The organism is Halomonas meridiana, from assembly GCF_009846525.1.
In the GTDB taxonomy this organism is placed as follows: domain Bacteria; phylum Pseudomonadota; class Gammaproteobacteria; order Pseudomonadales; family Halomonadaceae; genus Vreelandella.
On record NZ_CP024621.1, the window covers coordinates 2,868,013 to 2,884,804 of the forward strand.

A 16,792-nucleotide genomic window follows, 5' to 3' on the forward strand; every position below is an offset into this window, starting at 1 on the left:
GACGACGAATTTAATGAACTGCAACGCACCTTATTGCTCAACCCGACAAGGGTGACCTGATTCAAGGCACGGGAGGACTACGCAAAATACGTATGGTGTTGGGCAACCAAGGTAAGAGCGGCGGCGCTCGGGTTATTTACTTTTTAGCAACGGCAGAGAGAATCTACCTGATACTGGCCTAAACCAAGAGTGTGAAGGGCAGCTTAACGCCCGCTGAAAACACTGGCCCACCAACTGAAGGGGGAGGTTTCCAAATGAACATTTTTGACGAGCTGCAAACATCGCTGCAGGAAGCAATTGAGATTAAACAAGGCAAAGCTCAGGCCAGCCGCATCACACGCCATGAGGTAGCCGATGTGAAGACCATCCGCGCCAAGCTAAACGTCTCCCAGGTAGAATTTGCTGAAGCTATGGGAACTAGTGTGGACACCATTAAAAGCTGGGAAACCAAGCGACGTAATCAGCTGGACTAGCGGCTAAGGTGCTGGCGACGATTCAAGACAACCCAGGCTTTTTCAACGAACTTGCTTCGCACCAAATCACAGGCTACAGCAAAAAATAAGTCTTTAGCTTTACAACACACCAATCAGCCCATCAGCCCATCAGCCCATCAGCCCATCAGCCCATCAGCCTAGAAATTATGGGTATCCGGAATTTCTGGTTGATAAAATGCCAAAGATGTAAAGAAGAAAATCTTTCTCAGCGGATTATCTGATTGATCCTCTTCAGCCTACTCTACTGCCAATTTTCTGTTTCCACCTTCGCCTGAGTCTTCATAGCGATGCTGACTAGGGAGGACAGCGAGAGCTGGGCAAGCGTCAAAGCGGTTCTGGTTCATGCGCAATCCGGACACCTGCACAACATTCCTCTTGTAAGAAACCGATCAAATTCTCTAGGTGCCCATACTCGGGTATACAGACAATCGTGCGGCTATGTTTCTCCTGCCGGATCAGCCCTACCTTGGCCATGCGCGCAAGGTGATGTGATAGCGTCGAAGCAGGAATACCCAGCCCCTTCTGGATATCTCCGGCCGAAGCCCCATCATGGCCAGCTTTGACCAGAAAGCGGAACACGGACAGTCGGTGACTATTCCCTAGCTCAGCTAAGCTGGCTGCAACCTTTTCGTGATCCATAGCACGCCCCAATAATTCGATGTTTCTAGAATTATAGTTGACAGGTCGGATAAACGCAAGTAGGCTGCGTACATCATTTCGACAATACTAGAAATATAGGAGTAATATTGAATGTCATCTCAACTCCAAGACGCTCTAGGCATGTTCGCCTTTCTCGCTATCGAGCTATCGGTTATATTCATTGGCATTAGCTTGCTGGTCGGAGTTCTTCAACGTCACATCCCACCATCCAAGGTGGAAGCGTTACTGACTTCCAGTGGGAAGCGAGGCTATTTTCTTGCTGCTGGTTTAGGAGCTATAACGCCCTTCTGTAGTTGCTCGACTATCCCCATGTTGAAAGGGTTGATTCGGGCACGGGCCGGTTTTGGGCCGATGATGGTGTTTCTTTTCTCATCTCCGTTGCTGAATCCTATCGTCGTCGGCCTGCTGGTTGCCACGTTTGGATGGACACTTACTGCTATCTATGTGCTCGCCGCTTTGGTGGTCGCGGTAGGTGCCGGATGGCTGCTTCACACGCTTGGCTTCGAGCGTTATGTGCGCCGGACGGCGACACAAGAGAGCAGTGGATGTAGTTCATCAGCAAGCCCGTGCAGTGCTACATCGACCGCATCGAGTTGCGGCACCAACAGCTGCGACACCACTCCGAAGACGGCTTCTTGCGGGGCTGATAGGAAGACAACAGTCTCTACGTCTAGCGAATGCTGTGACAGTCAACCCACTGTCACGGTTAAGAAAGAAGGGAAGTACAGTGGTGTGTGGCGGGAAGCTTGGTCGGACTTTATCGATGTGTTGCCTTACCTGCTCATCGGTATTGCGATTGGCAGCGTGGTCTATGGTTTCATGCCCACTGACTTATTGGAGCAGTATGCAGGCCCAGATAATCCCTTTGCCATTCCAGTTGCCGCTGTCATCGGCGTGCCGTTGTATATTCGCGCTGAAGCCGTCATACCTCTGGCAGCGGCTCTGATGGCCAACGGCGTGGGTGCCGGGACGGTGCTAGCGTTGATCATCGGCAGTGCCGGAGCCAGCCTGACTGAGCTCATTCTGTTGCGCTCTTTGTTCACGCTGAAGCTTTTAGCGGCGTTTTTAGCAGTCATTTTTGCTATGGCGATGATTGCCGGTTACGCCACCTACCTGTTTTTCTGATCAAGGCGGGAGATGATTAATTCGTTAAGCCTTCCTGGGTACCAGTTGGTGGATTCTGATGAGCAGAATGAAGACATACATTTTCGGCTTGAAGCACCTACACCAGTAGCCTGCGAGGGGTGCGGCGTGCAGGGTGAGTTCGTGCGGTTCGGCAAGCGTGACGTTCCCTATCGTGATCTGCCCATCCACGGCAAGCGGGTCACTCTCTGGGTGGTCCGCCGCCGATACACCTGCCGGGCCTGCAAGACAACATTCAGGCCCCAGCTACCGGAGATGGTGGACGGATTCCGTATGACACTGCGGCTGCATGAGTACGTGGAGAAGGAATCCTTCAACCACCCCTACACCTTTGTGGCGGCACAGACCGGCCTGGACGAGAAGACGGTGCGCGACATCTTCAACGCCCGCGCCGAGTTCCTGGGGCGCTGGCACCGCTTCGAGACGCCCCGCATCCTGGGCATTGACGAGCTATACCTGAACAAGCGCTACCGCTGCATTCTGACCAACATTGAGGAGCGAACCCTGCTCGACCTGCTGGCCACCCGCCGCCAGGACGTGGTGACCAACTACCTGATGAAGCTGAAAGACCGGCAGAAGGTCGAGATCGTCAGCATGGACATGTGGAACCCCTACCGGGCAGCGGTCAAGGCTGTGCTGCCCCAGGCCCGTATCGTGGTCGATAAGTTCCATGTGGTGCGCATGGCCAACGATGCCCTAGAGAGAGTGCGCAAGGGCCTCAGAAAGGAGCTGAAACCGTCCCAGAGCCGGACTCTCAAGGGAGACCGGAAAATCCTGCTGAAACGCGCTCACGAAGTCTCAGACCGGGAGCGCCTCATCATGGAGACCTGGACAGGCGCGTTCCCGCAACTGCTGGCCGCCTACGAGCACAAGGAGCGCTTCTACGGCATCTGGGACGCCACCACACGGCTCCAGGCAGAAGCCGCCCTGGACGAGTGGATAGCCACCATCCCGAAGGGCCAAAAGGAAGTCTGGAGCGATCTGGTCAGGGCAGTGGGAAACTGGCGCGAAGAGACCATGACCTACTTCGAGACGGACATGCCCGTCACCAACGCTTACACGGAGTCCATCAACCGACTGGCCAAGGACAAGAACCGTGAAGGGCGCGGTTACTCCTTCGAGGTGATGCGGGCACGAATGCTCTACACCACGAAGCACAAGAAGAAGGCACCGACTGCGAAGGTCTCTCCTTTCTACAAGAAAACCATCGGTTACGGACTGCCGGACTTCGCAGAGGAACTCAACTACGGAGTCGATCTATCAACCATCTGATAATGGTATCAGGTTGGTGGGGTAAAGGTGCCCCATCAACCATTAAATCCGTATACCCGAAATTATTTGCTTCGATGGCCTAATTTGATGTAGACCCAGAGAAAAATTTCATTTTAAATAGCGCTTGCCTTTGCATTGTCTTTCTGTCAAATAATTGTAAAAAAAGCCTTCCAAAAAACCGGAGCGCTACTTATAACAACCAAATAAAAGACGACACTAATATAAAGCCATTTACTAAAACCTGAACAAATCCATAATTTTTTCTTCAAAAAATAGTCCACAGCCCTACACATTGACTGTCATATGAAAAAATAAAACTTTATGAAAAATTCATAACAATCTCGACTTCAATGCAAAGTACTAATTTTATATTTTTAAATATTACAAATGCGAGACACTAAGAGACTTTGGGGGCTATGTGACATCCGAATCATCTGAGCAAAATGTAAACAACAATCCAAATGAAAATGAAATTGATCGAGAACTCCCTTCTTTCTTATGGCTAGAATCGGAATTGTTGGAATATCTTGCTCAAGCCTGGGATCAGCAAGATCCGTTACATATAAAAGTCATTGGACGTTTGCAGCAAGCCGACAAAGGAAGCTTCGGTTTTCTAGAAGATCTACATCATCCAGAGACAGGCATTAGGCTCTTTTACCCACTTAAAGGCTCTAAAGTAAATCCAAATGTATTTGTTCCACCTGATGAGCTTACTGCCTTTCAGAAACAGTGGGAAAACGAGACGTACGCGCTTGCCGAGTTAGACCTTTCGCCCTTGCAAAAAAGAAAGGATCGTGACGACCCGTTTGCTTGTATTGTTCGTACCAGCACACTGGAGCCACTTAGCCACATTCCAGAAAGCTGGTGGAAAATCCACAATATTCAATCAGACCCCATGCCAATAGTACTGGCAAAAGCTCGCAAAGCCATAGAAGACCTTCTTCGACGTGAGACTTCTGAAGCTGAGGATGAACTACGCGTTCTACGTTCGGCTTTAGAATCGGCTGTTTTGGAAAAGAATTCGCTCAACGACGAATGCAAACAGATCGACATTGAAGTGAGGCAACAAGTTAAACGTATCGCAGCTCTGGAGGCAGAGTTCGTGCAGAGGAGAAATGAATTGGAAAAAAAATTCCGCGAGCTAGAACTTTTCCTTAAGGAGAGTGGAAAACGAATGGTCGCGCTCGACCTCGTTGACAGTTCTGATCTTGAAAAGCTGTTTCCTCCAATAAATACTCAGGATGCACGAGAAGGACACTCCTTCCAAAAGGCTCTTTCCGGCGACTTCCAGAGTTTAGCTTCGTACATTCAAGCACATCTTTGGCGTAAGGGTATTCACTACACTCGTGCGCAATTGCTTGACTACTTTACCCTATTACGCACGAATGATTTGATTGTACTAGCAGGAGATTCGGGGTCAGGTAAGACCAGCCTAGTGAAGTCTGTGGCATCCGCTATAGGTGCACGCTGCACAGTTGTGCCCGTAAAACCAAACTGGACCGGTTCGGAAGATCTTCTAGGCTACTACAACCCAATTGAGCAGCGCTATCAACCGTCACAATTCCTAGTTGCTCTGTTAGATGCTGCCCGTGAGCCGGAAATACCACATTTCATTTGCCTCGATGAGATGAATCTTGCACGTGTTGAATATTACTTTGCCGATTTTCTTAGTTTACTTGAAACTCGCGGCGAGGCGCCATGGATCCACCTATACTCAACCTCTGAGGAACGACAAGCTATCACCGATAATAAAATTTTCCTGGCCCTTGAAGAAGAGGCCAGAAAGCGCGCTGGTCTGACTGAAGATGCCTCTTTCCAGGACATTCTAATGAATGACCAGGCCAACCTCGAGCTGCGCAGGCTAGCAGGGTTTCAAGAAGCGGATACTGTACTTAACCACCATGCGAAAATCAGACGCTCAATTTCGACTCTGATCGATACCCCAGCCGGATTCAGGTTTCCTCAAAACGTCTGGATTGTCGGTGCAATTAACGTGGACGAGACTACGCATTATCTCTCGCCAAAGATTCTCGATCGTGCGCACATCATGCGATTCCGTAATCCAGTATTAATGGATTGGGAAAAGGTTGAGCAAGAGTTAAGAGAGTTTAACTTGGATTTGGATTTACCTGTAAGAATGCTTGCTGCTGAAATCGGCGCGCGCTCAGAATACCCTAAATTAGATCAAACCGACCCGCATGTAAAACTTCTGATCAGACTAGCTCGAGATTACCTCGACCCTTTAGGAATCGAGTTTGGCCTTCGAGCTATCCGTCAATCACTCAACTATATCCAAAAAGGAAAAGAAGCCCAAATTAGTGCATTAGAAGCTCTTAATAACGTCGTATTACACAAAATACTTCCCAAAATTATTCTCGATGTTGAGAAACCTTCAACCAATGGAAGGAAGCGATATGATCTTCTAATTGATTTTAGGGATGAGCTTGAAAAAACATTAGATGGCCTCGATGAAACCAAAGTAAACGAGTCTGCGATTAAGTCACTCGACGATTTGATCGCGCGCTCAGAAGTTAATAATGGCATCGCTAACTTCTGGGCTAGATAACAATGCAAGATGAAATCGAAGTTCGTTATTTGATGATTGAATGGCAGTCAAAGGGCATAGCCCGGACAATCGAGGCTGCATCGGTTCCTTTAGAATTAGAACCGCTCATTGATGGGAAAATTGTTGTCGAAAGCACAATCTTCAATGATTTTCATCCCTGGCTAGGTATTCGCCTTGGAAAAAAGCTCGATAGTCAAGTGCCGACGTTCGTAACAGCTTCAGGGCAGGCAACCCCTATGATGAGGGTTCTAGATCCACTTGGCAGAGGATACTGGTGGCTCCGGAATGATGGTTGGGACTATGTAGGCAAGCGCCACCTAAGTGAGCTTCAACGGAGCCCAGGAACCTACAATATCCAAGTAGGGGATATAACGCTCCAGGTTGAAAATCGCTTATCAGCTTTTGGTCGCGCTGACATCCAAGCGTATGTTGACGACTTCCGGGGCAACTTGCTGTGGATGATTATAAACAATTGTGCCGATGCCACAGCAGCCGGTAGAGGCACTGGGCCTGGAACTGAGCTCGCTGATGCAGTAAAAGAGTTACATAATGCATCATATAAAGTACTGGCATCCCCAGCCGTTACTATTCATGAGGGGCAGGCACAGCAACCAGTCTCAAAGGTACGTCCTAACGCCACAAGCTTTCGTGAGTATGCACGAAACCCTATAGCACGCCAATTAACAAGCAGAGTCTTTGAAAGCTCTGCGGATATAGCTGAGAACCGCTACTTACGGCACATGTTGTCAGTTTCCATTAATATATCCAAAGCCTATGTATCAGCTTCTTCACAGCAGTCTGATTTTCTTGAAAAATTGGCCACACAGGAGAGTGGGCGCGCCCAACACAACCGTGAAATGGAGGGTCGCACAGTTGACCCTGTAGTATTTGATCAACAAACAGAAGAGATTACGCGCAAGCTACATGAAATTGCAAACTTTCGGTATATAACGGATGGCAACGTTAACCCGGTTGGAGAGTTTCCAATTACTTTGAGTGGAAGATATTACGAAAAATATTCGTATTACTATGCTCCGCAGGAGAGCACAAGCCGTAATGTCGATAACAGTGTCGACTATAGAGTGGTAGTGCTACCCGCAGGCTTATTTGAACTAGTCTCGGGTATTCAACATCTCTGTAAGTCTTTCACCATCACAGGCAGCGTAGAATCCTGTGTTCGGTATACAAATTCTGGAAAGCAATTCCGGCGAATCAAATTCAATTCCGTATATCGAGTCATACCGCAAACAGACATCGTAGAGAAAAGGGCAAAAAAGAGGCGAGGTTTAGAAGCAAATAATTGGTATGTTCGACTCACCAATAATGAAAAAACTGAGCTGGCACGTGAGGCAAAGACAGGTGAACGCCGCGCGCAGCAAGCTCTTAAGAAGAAGGAAGAGATTTCCTTGTCAGTGGTAGAAATTGATCAGGGAGTTCGGCAATTAGCTGAAACTGATGCCAAATTTAGCCACCTAGGAATTCAGCAAAGTCCAACTTTTCCATTGGGTATGCGATTCACTTCCAATCCAGAATATGCAGCATGCTTATCGGCATTTAAGAAGATTCGCAAACTCTTTGAGCGTGGCGGCTTGGACATGTCGCAATTGGAAGAAGTAACGAGCGTCGGAATTCTTCATGCTAGTGATATCTATGAGAAGTGGTGTCTGCTTAAGATATTACAGCTGCTGCAGTCCGACTTCCAGTTTAAGGCAGAACGGGGCTGGGTAGAAAAACTGGTTGCAGCTGTGCTTGGGCGCGCAACGAATGTCAAATTCGAGCTGTCACGTGACGACCTGCATATGAAAGCAATTCTAACCTGTCAGGCCGAAATGCCTTCAGGAAAACGGCCAGATTTCATCTTAGAAATCATCAATACCAGTGATGATTTTTATTTATATAAGGGTAGTGAAAGTGGCTGCTCTATTAGCATCGTTATGGATGCTAAATTCAGGAGCAGCTGGAAACATGAGGGCCTGTCCCGCATGCTTAGCGACTTGATCCTAGTAAAAGGCTATGATCAGGCGGTCGAAAGTGGAAAAGTTTTCATCCTGCAGCCTTGCGATGGCACAGTTGCCCCTGTTGCCTCCCCCCTCGAATGGGGAGCTCACTGCGATTACGGTGGTAAGGATTCACATCATCAAGGCTGGATACAAACTGGTGTTAAACCTTCGGGGGTGAGTTCGACAGAGCACCTCAAGCGACTCTTAGGGATGCTATTCCAAAGTGTATTTCCTGAGCCACAAGAAGTTCACAACGAAGATGGCACAAGCAAATGGACATCCCTCAGCTTTTGCATAGGTTGCGGTGAACACCATAACGACATCATGGCAAAGAGCACGCAGAGCGGAGCAAAAAGATGGCGTCTAAACTGCAAGCTATGCGGGGTATGGACCATCAGAAACCATTGTTACCAATGCAAAACACCTTTATTTAAAAGTGGCACAGTGTGGACATATCACCTCACTGTAGCCGATCAGGTGACAAACGTAATCTGCCCCCGATGCGGTTCCCATTTTGAGAAAGATGTTTTTTGAGTAAATCTGCAAAATATTGATACAAAAACCACCACATCAATCAGGTCGAGGTTAGCACATCAACGTTCTTATGGCGTTGGTTATAGGTGAAAGGAGTAACGAATGGCAAATTGAGCAGATACCCACGAAACAGGGCCTTTTTGATACTATATACTTCAATATCCATGCTCCGCTTCATAGGTGATGCAATGCTCCAAGCCCCCGAGATCTTCAAACGCAGCCTCGATGACATCAAGATCGATGGATTGCCACAGCGAGATGCACCGGGCTTCGAAGATGACGTCCTTCAGGCCATCACCCTGCAGTACGCGGCCAAAGGCTATACCGCGGTGATCGTCGTCCAGGACGGTTATGTATTAGGTGTCGCGGTTCCGCAAGAAGGTGTCGAGCCCAAGCAGTACATTTTGGGACTACTAGAGCACGGTTTTCTTGAGGACGCGCTACCAGCTCTTGAAGTCATGGCCGAAATGATCGATGACCCTGAGATTCTCTACAACTATGAACCGCCCCGGTTATTCCGGAGACCGGTTTGTTTGAGTCAAGCAGCTTCACCCGACTCTTCCAGTTGACGATAATACGTCCTTTCTCGTTCTGCTGGTGGAACGTTTCCGATGGGTTCCAGCAGTCGGCGGTTGTTGAACCAGTCAACCCACTCCAGCGTGGCATACTCAACGGCATCCAGTCCCCTCCATGGGCCACGATGATGGATCACCTCCGTTTTGAACAAGCCGATGATGGTTTCAGCCAGCGCATTGTCGTAGGAGTCGCCGGTGGTGCCGACTGAGGCATTGATACCCTCGTCAGCCATACGCTCAGTGTAGCGGATCGAGAGATATTGGCTTCCCCTATCACTATGATGGATCAACCCTTGTCTGTGTTTTCGTGCCCACAGAGCTTGCTCCAGAGCGTCCAGCACCAGTGCCGTTCTCATCGACGTCGCTACACGCCAACCCACGATACAGCGTGCATAAACATCGATAACGAACGCAACGTAAACGAAGCCAGACCAGGTAGCGACATAGGTAAAATCGGCCACCCAAAGCTGATTAGGACGCATGGCCGTAAAGTCACGTTTCACTAAATCAGGTGCCCGTTTCTGGCCGGGATCACTGAGGGTCGTGAAGGGGCGTTGGCCTCGCACCACGCCGCGAATTCCTAAGCGGCGCATGAGCCGTTCTACAGTGCAACGAGCAACATTAACGCCCTCACGGCGGAGTTGCCGCCAGACCTTACGGGCACCGTAGACGCAGAAGTTTTCTTCCCACACGCGCTGAATCTCAGCGGTAAGAAACGCATCCTGTCGATACCGGTCTGCCCGCCGTTCAGGATCAGCTTCAAGTGCCTTGTGGTGGTAATACGTCGATGGGGCGATTGGCAGTTGACTACAAATCGACTCGACCCCGAACTGAGCACGATGCTCGTCGATAAATGACACCATCAATTGGGTTTGCGGTCGAGCTCCGCCTGGGCGAAAAAAGCAGCCGCCTTACGGAGAATTTCATTGGCACGCTTCAATTCGGTGTTTTCACGCTCTAGCTGCTTGAGCCGTTCATGTTCAGACAGGTTAACCGAGCTGTTTTCCTGCGTGAGTTCTGTGCGTTTGCACCAGGCTCTCAAAGTCTCTGGTGTACAGCCGAACTTGCTGGCAATGGAGCAGATCGCCGCCCACTTGGACGGGTATTCGCCTTGCTGTTCAAGGACTAATCGAACAGCTCGCTCCCGGACTTCTGGGGAATATCGTTTTGGTGAGTTCATAACTCCATCCTCTCAAGATATGGAGTCTCCGGTAAAGCCGGGGCGGTTCACTACGGCGTCTGCTTATCCGAGATGGGTCGTGTAGAAGAGTCAGTGGCACCGCTTAAAGCCTGTACCGAAGCAGAACCTAACTATGCACACGCCCATGCGGCTTTAGGCTTCTCCTACATTAAGCTCGGTGAGCTTGATAAAGCCGAAACTACTCTGCGTAATGCAGCAGACAAGCTACCTGATGACCTATGGATCAACCGGAATCTTGCAGGCCTTCTGGCCAAGCGTGGCAAACATGAAGACGCTAAGGCCTACTTCGAACGCGCCCTGGCAACTAATCCGCAGGATGCCACCACGCTTTACGGTTTGGCGTTGAACCTTGAAGAGCTAGGCCCGCAAAGCTACGAGCAAGCCATCGGCAACTATCAGCGCATCATCGAGTTAGAGCCAAACTCTCCTATCGCATCCGAGGCCAAAAAAGCGTTAAGCCGTTTGGCTCAGGTAAATATGAAGCGAAAGAACGACGGTGGCCTACGGATGGATGCCGTGATGTATATGACGGGAGCATTTGAAACCTTCGAGAAGATGGACAAACAGCAACTAGCCACCACGGTATTCGAGATTGCCAAACTGGGCGAGAGCGGCCTGTCCATCAACGACCCGGACAAGCGCTACTCTCTTAAGTCGCTCACAGGTGACTTCTCTGGCCTGCAGCTGCTATCGATGATGCATGTCGGCCTGAAGCTGATTGAACCTTCACTGGATTCACAGTCGGGCCTTGATGCTGAGTATGATGCTGCCAAGAAAATGGCTGGCAAATAATTCACTTCCTGGGCTAGGGGTTATCACTCCTGGCCACTTCCCATAATCACGCAATGATGGCGTGAACCTGCCGGCTCACTCCCGCAACAATTACAGCTAGAAGAAAGTTCGTTATTGAGGCCACTATCTCTTACGACAGGCCCTTTCTCACGCTGGACCTCAGCCGCTGCCTCTCGTATTTATCATTCCCGCGAGCAACAGAGACGAATAGCGGCGATAAGATGCGGTCATGACACCGCACCCATTACTCCCCCTCAAACTCCGAGCTGCTAAATTTCAGCACGTTGCAGTTCTCTTTGATCGTCCGCTGCAGCGCTTCATCAAACCCGTCAGAACTGGTAGCCTCAATCTCCACGGAGATCTTCACCTCTACGCCTGTTCGCAGAGTAAACTGTTCGACAATCTCATCAACGACGGTGGCAAAGTCCATTTTGGCCTTTACGGGATCAAGACTCACCGTACCGTAAAATTGCTTCTTGGCAATATGAGTAGGAGCAGCCTCTGGCCCAGCCGAACTACCAACGCTTTCTCCAGCGCCCATAGGGTGAGCTATTCCACTGCTTCCTACGTCTGAACCACCACCTTCATCGCTTTGGCCAGATGAGTTGTCTGTATTGCGATCAGCAAGCTCTCTGGCGCGCTGGGCAGCATCAGCTGCGAGCTTGTCTCGGTAGGCTTTAGCAGCCTCACGCTCGATAATGAGCGCCTCACCATCTAGCCCACCAATACTCCCTTGCCCAAAGGTAAAGCCAAGATAAGTATCGCCTTCTTTTCCTGAGGCGTAGCCAAAGAAATCCTCCGATGCGACACCTTGGTTCATGGCATTTTTAAATACCTGATCGTTCACCAGGCGAGGTAGGTAAAGGTAGTGGCAGCAGTCTTGCCATACTTTCAGGGCGCTAACCTCAGTAACACCATCCTTGAAGTACCATTGGTTGAGAATATTGCGCAGGAAGATTGGCGACCATTCGTAGATCAGCCACTCTTCTTCACGCAGCTTGTTCTCAATCGTGTCTACTAAGTTCGGCGTCGTGGTCGAGACCTGAACCACTTCCCACTCCAGCGTTGGTTTGCCTTTTACAAACTCCTCTACTGGGGCCATCAGCCACTTATAAGTCTCACGGATTAACTGCGACAGCGATGAATCTGCTGCGTCACGGCTTTGTTTGGCCTGCCGCAAGTGCGTCATATCGTGATTCAACGAACCGTTTTCAATGTCTTCTACAATCGACTTCCATGCCAAATAGGTGCGTCCCTGATCCTTCAAACGACTTACCACATCGAAATCGGCTGCCAGAAAAATCAACCGGTTCTGCTTTTGGCGTGGTTGTTCCCCACGGTTGCGCAAGATGTCTTGCGCCGCTTGAAAGGCCTGGTTGCTCTCTGTGCGGCTATAAGCGAACTCCGTTGGCAACACCACCAAACGTGGCCCGATGCCATATTCGTCCGGCACATCGCCAGATTGAGTAAATACATGGATGCCCGCAAAGTGGTGTTGGCGTCCCATGAGACGCGTCGTGCGGTCTTTGAGCAGCGGAATCAAAGCATCCCGTTCATGGATGTTTTGTTTGCGACTTTCCATCTCCTTTCGGAGGTTGGGCTTCGTATCAAACCAGAAGCGATCCTGTTCAGAATAGAGATAATGAAGACGGTCGCGCAGACGCTTGAGCACGTCTTCAAAAATCCCAATAGACTGACCCGGTTGAACGGCACCCAGCAAGATGCGCTCCTGCTTGATACCTCGGGCCGCCTGGGTGCTGCTGGAAGCAGCACTACCCAAAAAGATAGTACGTGCAGCACGACGGGCTGCATGCACGCCACCAAAGAGTGCAACATCATTATCAAGCGTTTGAGCAGCCGAGCGAGGCCCATCTATCTCTCGCTCAATCACCGGCTGCCAACCTCCGGGTAAATAGTGAATGCTCTTATCGCGCACATGGCTGTCTTCTAACGGCAGCGACCCCGGCATAATTAAAGCGTCACGATTGCCCGACTCCCACAGTTTATGGATCACGAACGCCATGTACTGAAGCACCCCACGGGTGCGCTGGAATTTATCCAGCGTCGACCAATCTTCGTAAAGACGGTCGAATACTTCAGGGTGGATCGGATAAGAGCGGCAAAGTCGCTCAAAATACTCGTTAGACTGCGTCTCGTTGGGAAACTGCGCGGCGTGCTGCCGGTAGAAGTCAGAAAACTGGCGGCTGATACCTTCTATTTCGGCACGCTCACCGGCATGTTCGAACAGGCGGCGGCGAACAATCTCGAATGCCTCTTCGGTAGCCACTGGCTTCCACACTGATTCTACACGTCCAAAGTACTTCTCAAGGGCTGTCAGCGTTTGCTGGCCCATGGTGCCGCCCACCTCAAGCTCAGACTCCGGCAACGAAGCAAGTAGGATGGCATTGGGTACCGCCTTCATTGCCTCAGTCAGCGCTTGAATGAAGCTGATATTGCTATCGTAGGTACCTGCAGAATAGGATTTCCCTAGCTCAAACTGACGAATGTAAGCTAACAGCTCGTCTACCAGCACTACACAAGGGGCAGCTCGCTGCAGCAAGTCTACTAATACCTGTTTACCAGGCGACGTGCCTTGCTCGTGGGATTCCTTTACCAACGCCAGGCCTTCATCACCCAGCAGCTGCCACGCCAACTCACCCCATAGCGTCGTGACTTTTTGCCCTTGCTTTTTCACCGACTGCTGGCTCGGGGCCATGTTGATACCGTCGATAACGGCTACACGAGCGTGGGGCAGCTCATGGATACCAGCCTCATCAAGAATAGGTGAAATGCCATGCAGCTTATCGGTAGACGTCTTGCGAGATGCGAGGTGATAGACCGCCAGCATCGTGTGGGTTTTGCCGCCACCGAACGCTGTCTGCAACTGAATAACGGGGTCGCCACCGTTGCCAGAGAGGCGCTGGGCCACCGAAATCAGCAGCAGTCGCATACCCTCGGTAATGTAAGTCCGCGAGAAAAACTTCTCTGCGTCTTGGTACTCTTCAGGCGCCGTGCCGGTTGCTACCTGGGTGATATCCGCAGCAAACTCCGATTGTTTGAACAGGCCTTTTTGAACATCCTTGTGAGGCGTGGCGATATCTCTCCAGGCTTTCAATGACATTATGACGGCTCCACGTCTTCTTCTACGATGAATTCAAGGTCATCCACTGGTTGGCCAGTAGGTGAATCTAATAGGCGTCGCCGCTGAACACGCACAGTTGAATGGCGCGTTTTCAGGGTCTTCCACTCAATAAACTTTTCCCAGCTGCTAATAAACTGCAACTCAGGCACCTGCTCCTGAAGCGCTACTTCCAAGCCCAGCCGGGTGATGAAATAACGCCCTGTACGATTACCCTTCATCTGGCCACCCGCCTTCAAGTTAGCGTGCTGTATCGAATCCAGATGATAGACATAGTAAGGCTGATCAGGCTTGCTTGGTTTCCACTGGGTGCCCGTCTGATGAAGTTCATTCCCTAGCAGCACTTCAATACTAACGACATTGGCCCAGCCTATAATTTTGCGCTCCAACTGATCATACAGCGCTACAGCTTTCACCTCATGCAGTGGATAGCGCGATGATTCAGGACACAGGGTATAAAATATCTGTTGTTCAAAATGATACTTAATCCTAGCATCTCGCTGCTTCTGGGGCACCAAGCCGACCATCACCATGTCTCGGTTAGACTGGCGGCGCTGCTGATAGGTACGATCATCGTAATGATAGAGCGACTCAGTGATGACCTCGCCCGGCTGCTCAAAAAGGCTATCCAGATACTCCTGAAACAGACTGTTTTTGCGAGACTTGCCTGGCTGCAGCGGTATCGCGCCAATATTGACCTGCTCGATGCTTTGATAAAAAGGGTGCGCTACAAATTCCTGTTCGTCCTCCGGATAGGGAAACAAGATCACACCACCAATGCTCTTGTTGGCCATTTTGACGGTTTTCTGCTGCTCTTTCTTGTCTTCCCACAAAATGGCGTCACGGTAGCGATGCAGCTGAGCGATGGTATCTAGTGGCGGCCCGTAGGGTGTGCTTTCAGAGCCAGTAGGATACCCCTTTGATCCACGGTCAAAGCGATACTTGGCATCCATGATCACTTTGAACGACTTTTTATCACGACTGCTGCCGAACCCACTGCGAGAGAACTCGATAAACTGATCTGGCTTCTGGTCGAACGTATAGGTGTAATCTTTCCTAGGAAACGTGCGGTTAAAATAGATCGCGATGTCATCACCCGTGCCCCGCTGCACGAAATTGACGGCCGATTTCTTGCCCTTCTTGAGGCTCACCTTAAAACGGTGATGTTCCAACTTAACAATATCGTTGCTAGCCAAATCGTATTTTGGGTTCTCCCGCAGCAGCTTCACGGTCTTCAAGAAGCACCAATACTCGTAAATGGTCGCGATGTCCTTATAGTCCATCTTGAACAACGGGTGCTCGGCCATGGTCAGGCCTTTACGCAACAGCAGAAAGCGGTGATAGAACTCCTTGTACCCCGGCGCCATCGTCAGGGTAGTCGAGAAGAACATCTGATGATTAAAAGTACCCACTTCAGCGAACATTGGACTTCTGAGGCGGCGCCGCAGGTGCGATTTGCTACGCTCCAGCGCTTTGACCTCTAGTTGAACCCGCTGGCTATCCAGGCCGCGGCCTCTATTTAAGTGGCGAACGGTACGCTGAATCTGGCGCAGGATATCGGTGATTGCCCAGGCAACGAAGCGGTTTTCTTGGGTGTCGTAACTTATGCGCTTGTGCTGCTCGGTAAGATGCGAAAGCTGCACACCGGGCGCTACCGACAGGCCACCGCCACGACAATAACGGTCTGGGCGCTGTGTCGCCGCCTTGATCGCTTGAGGTGTCGCTCGCTTCACTCGGTGAACAGGCTTCACTCTCGATTCTTTACGCAAATCCGATTTGGGTGAGCGAAGTAGCGTGTCCAAGCTCTGCTCCAAACTGTGGTAGAGCGCTTTGAACAGATTTAGCCACTCTGAAGTGAGCTGGTGGTAGGTCGAACGCGGACGCGTCGAGGCAAACGTCTTAGTAAACGCATCGAAGGCCAGTGAGTAGAGAATTTCACTGATCTCATCCAGCATGGCCGGAAAGTCATCTTTGTAGTCCAGCTTCTGGGGAAACACCTCACTATCTAAGCCAAACAGCACCTTGCTATTTGCATCACGGATCTCAAAGCGCGTCAGCCCGACGCTATTTTCCAAGTTCGTGGTACCCGTCAAGCGTACCTGACCATGCAACAATCTCGACCGAACCCGTTTCTGGTACACCCCATTCACATAAAGCGCTAACGGAGGTTCGCACCGGCAACTTGGCCCAGGCTCAAACAGCCACTCCAGCTGCTGCCACTCGAAAAACAGTGGCGAACTCAGCGGCTGCTCTAGCGCTGACTCCTCCGTATTGAGTGACAAGCCGTGCACGTTAAAACGGGCGCGTGTCTCAATGTGTCGCTGGGCTTCAATGGAACGCGGCAATGTCACTTCGCTCACAGCGAGCTGGCAGATAGTACCGTCAGGGTGGTCAAAACAGAGCACGGTCATATCAA

The 16,792-nt window shown here is 50.4% G+C and carries 11 protein-coding genes and 1 other annotated feature; of the genes, 7 read left to right on the forward strand and 4 right to left on the reverse strand.

The annotated features are described in order from the left end of the window. Positions 1-254: 254 nt before the first annotated feature. Positions 255-473, forward strand: coding sequence for a NadS family protein (nadS, locus tag CTT34_RS13750; protein ID WP_254436389.1), 219 nt, complete (start codon positions 255-257; stop codon positions 471-473). 345 nt (positions 474-818) lie between these two features. On the opposite strand, the gene CTT34_RS13755 is transcribed toward nadS, so the two are convergent. Then, entirely contained in the window at positions 819-1,133 is a 315-nt protein-coding gene (locus tag CTT34_RS13755; protein WP_020742476.1) for an ArsR/SmtB family transcription factor, read from the reverse strand. A gap of 111 nt (positions 1,134-1,244) precedes the next feature. Between CTT34_RS13755 and CTT34_RS13760 the strand changes: the two genes are divergently transcribed. From CTT34_RS13760 to CTT34_RS13780, 5 genes are all read left to right on the forward strand, one after another. Beyond that, complete coding sequence (locus CTT34_RS13760) at positions 1,245-2,279, forward strand: permease (protein WP_159342928.1); 1,035 nt, start codon at positions 1,245-1,247, stop codon at positions 2,277-2,279. Between the two features lie 12 nt (positions 2,280-2,291). Further along, positions 2,292-3,569, forward strand: a complete 1,278-nt coding sequence (locus tag CTT34_RS13765; protein WP_000610830.1) for an ISL3 family transposase — start codon at positions 2,292-2,294, stop codon at positions 3,567-3,569. 418 nt (positions 3,570-3,987) lie between these two features. After that, positions 3,988-6,135 carry an McrB family protein gene (locus CTT34_RS13770; protein WP_217352965.1) on the forward strand — a complete coding sequence of 716 codons (2,148 nt, stop codon included), beginning with the start codon at positions 3,988-3,990 and terminating at the stop codon, positions 6,133-6,135. A 2-nt stretch (positions 6,136-6,137) separates the two neighbouring features. Further along, the gene (locus tag CTT34_RS13775; protein WP_159342929.1) at positions 6,138-8,669 is read left to right on the forward strand and encodes a nuclease domain-containing protein; all 2,532 of its coding nucleotides are present in this window, start codon (positions 6,138-6,140) and stop codon (positions 8,667-8,669) included. 188 nt (positions 8,670-8,857) lie between these two features. Further along, positions 8,858-9,238, forward strand: coding sequence for a hypothetical protein (locus tag CTT34_RS13780; RefSeq protein ID WP_159342930.1), 381 nt, complete (start codon positions 8,858-8,860; stop codon positions 9,236-9,238). Here the strand turns inward: CTT34_RS13780 and CTT34_RS13785 are convergent. After that, a protein-coding gene (locus CTT34_RS13785) for an IS3 family transposase (RefSeq protein WP_159342931.1) occupies positions 9,208-10,424 on the reverse strand; the annotation gives its coding sequence in 2 pieces (ribosomal slippage) (positions 9,208-10,139 and positions 10,139-10,424; 1,218 coding nt in all). The two genes, CTT34_RS13780 and CTT34_RS13785, sit on opposite strands and share 31 nt — an antisense overlap. Continuing rightward, positions 10,033-10,149 (reverse strand) — a sequence feature (AL1L pseudoknot). Its footprint overlaps the gene before it by 117 nt. Positions 10,425-10,496: 72 nt before the next feature. Here CTT34_RS13785 and CTT34_RS13790 point away from each other — a divergent pair. Further along, entirely contained in the window at positions 10,497-11,237 is a 741-nt protein-coding gene (locus CTT34_RS13790) for a tetratricopeptide repeat protein (RefSeq protein ID WP_302476117.1), read from the forward strand. 244 nt (positions 11,238-11,481) lie between these two features. Here the strand turns inward: CTT34_RS13790 and CTT34_RS13795 are convergent, their stop codons facing one another. Next, on the reverse strand, positions 11,482-14,358 hold the full coding sequence (locus CTT34_RS13795; RefSeq protein WP_159342933.1) for an ATP-binding protein: 2,877 nt from the start codon (positions 14,356-14,358) through the stop codon (positions 11,482-11,484). After that, on the reverse strand, positions 14,358-16,736 hold the full coding sequence (locus CTT34_RS13800) for a DUF2357 domain-containing protein (protein WP_159342934.1): 2,379 nt from the start codon (positions 16,734-16,736) through the stop codon (positions 14,358-14,360). Before CTT34_RS13800 ends, CTT34_RS13795 begins: the two co-directional genes overlap by 1 nt. Positions 16,737-16,792: the final 56 nt, after the last annotated feature.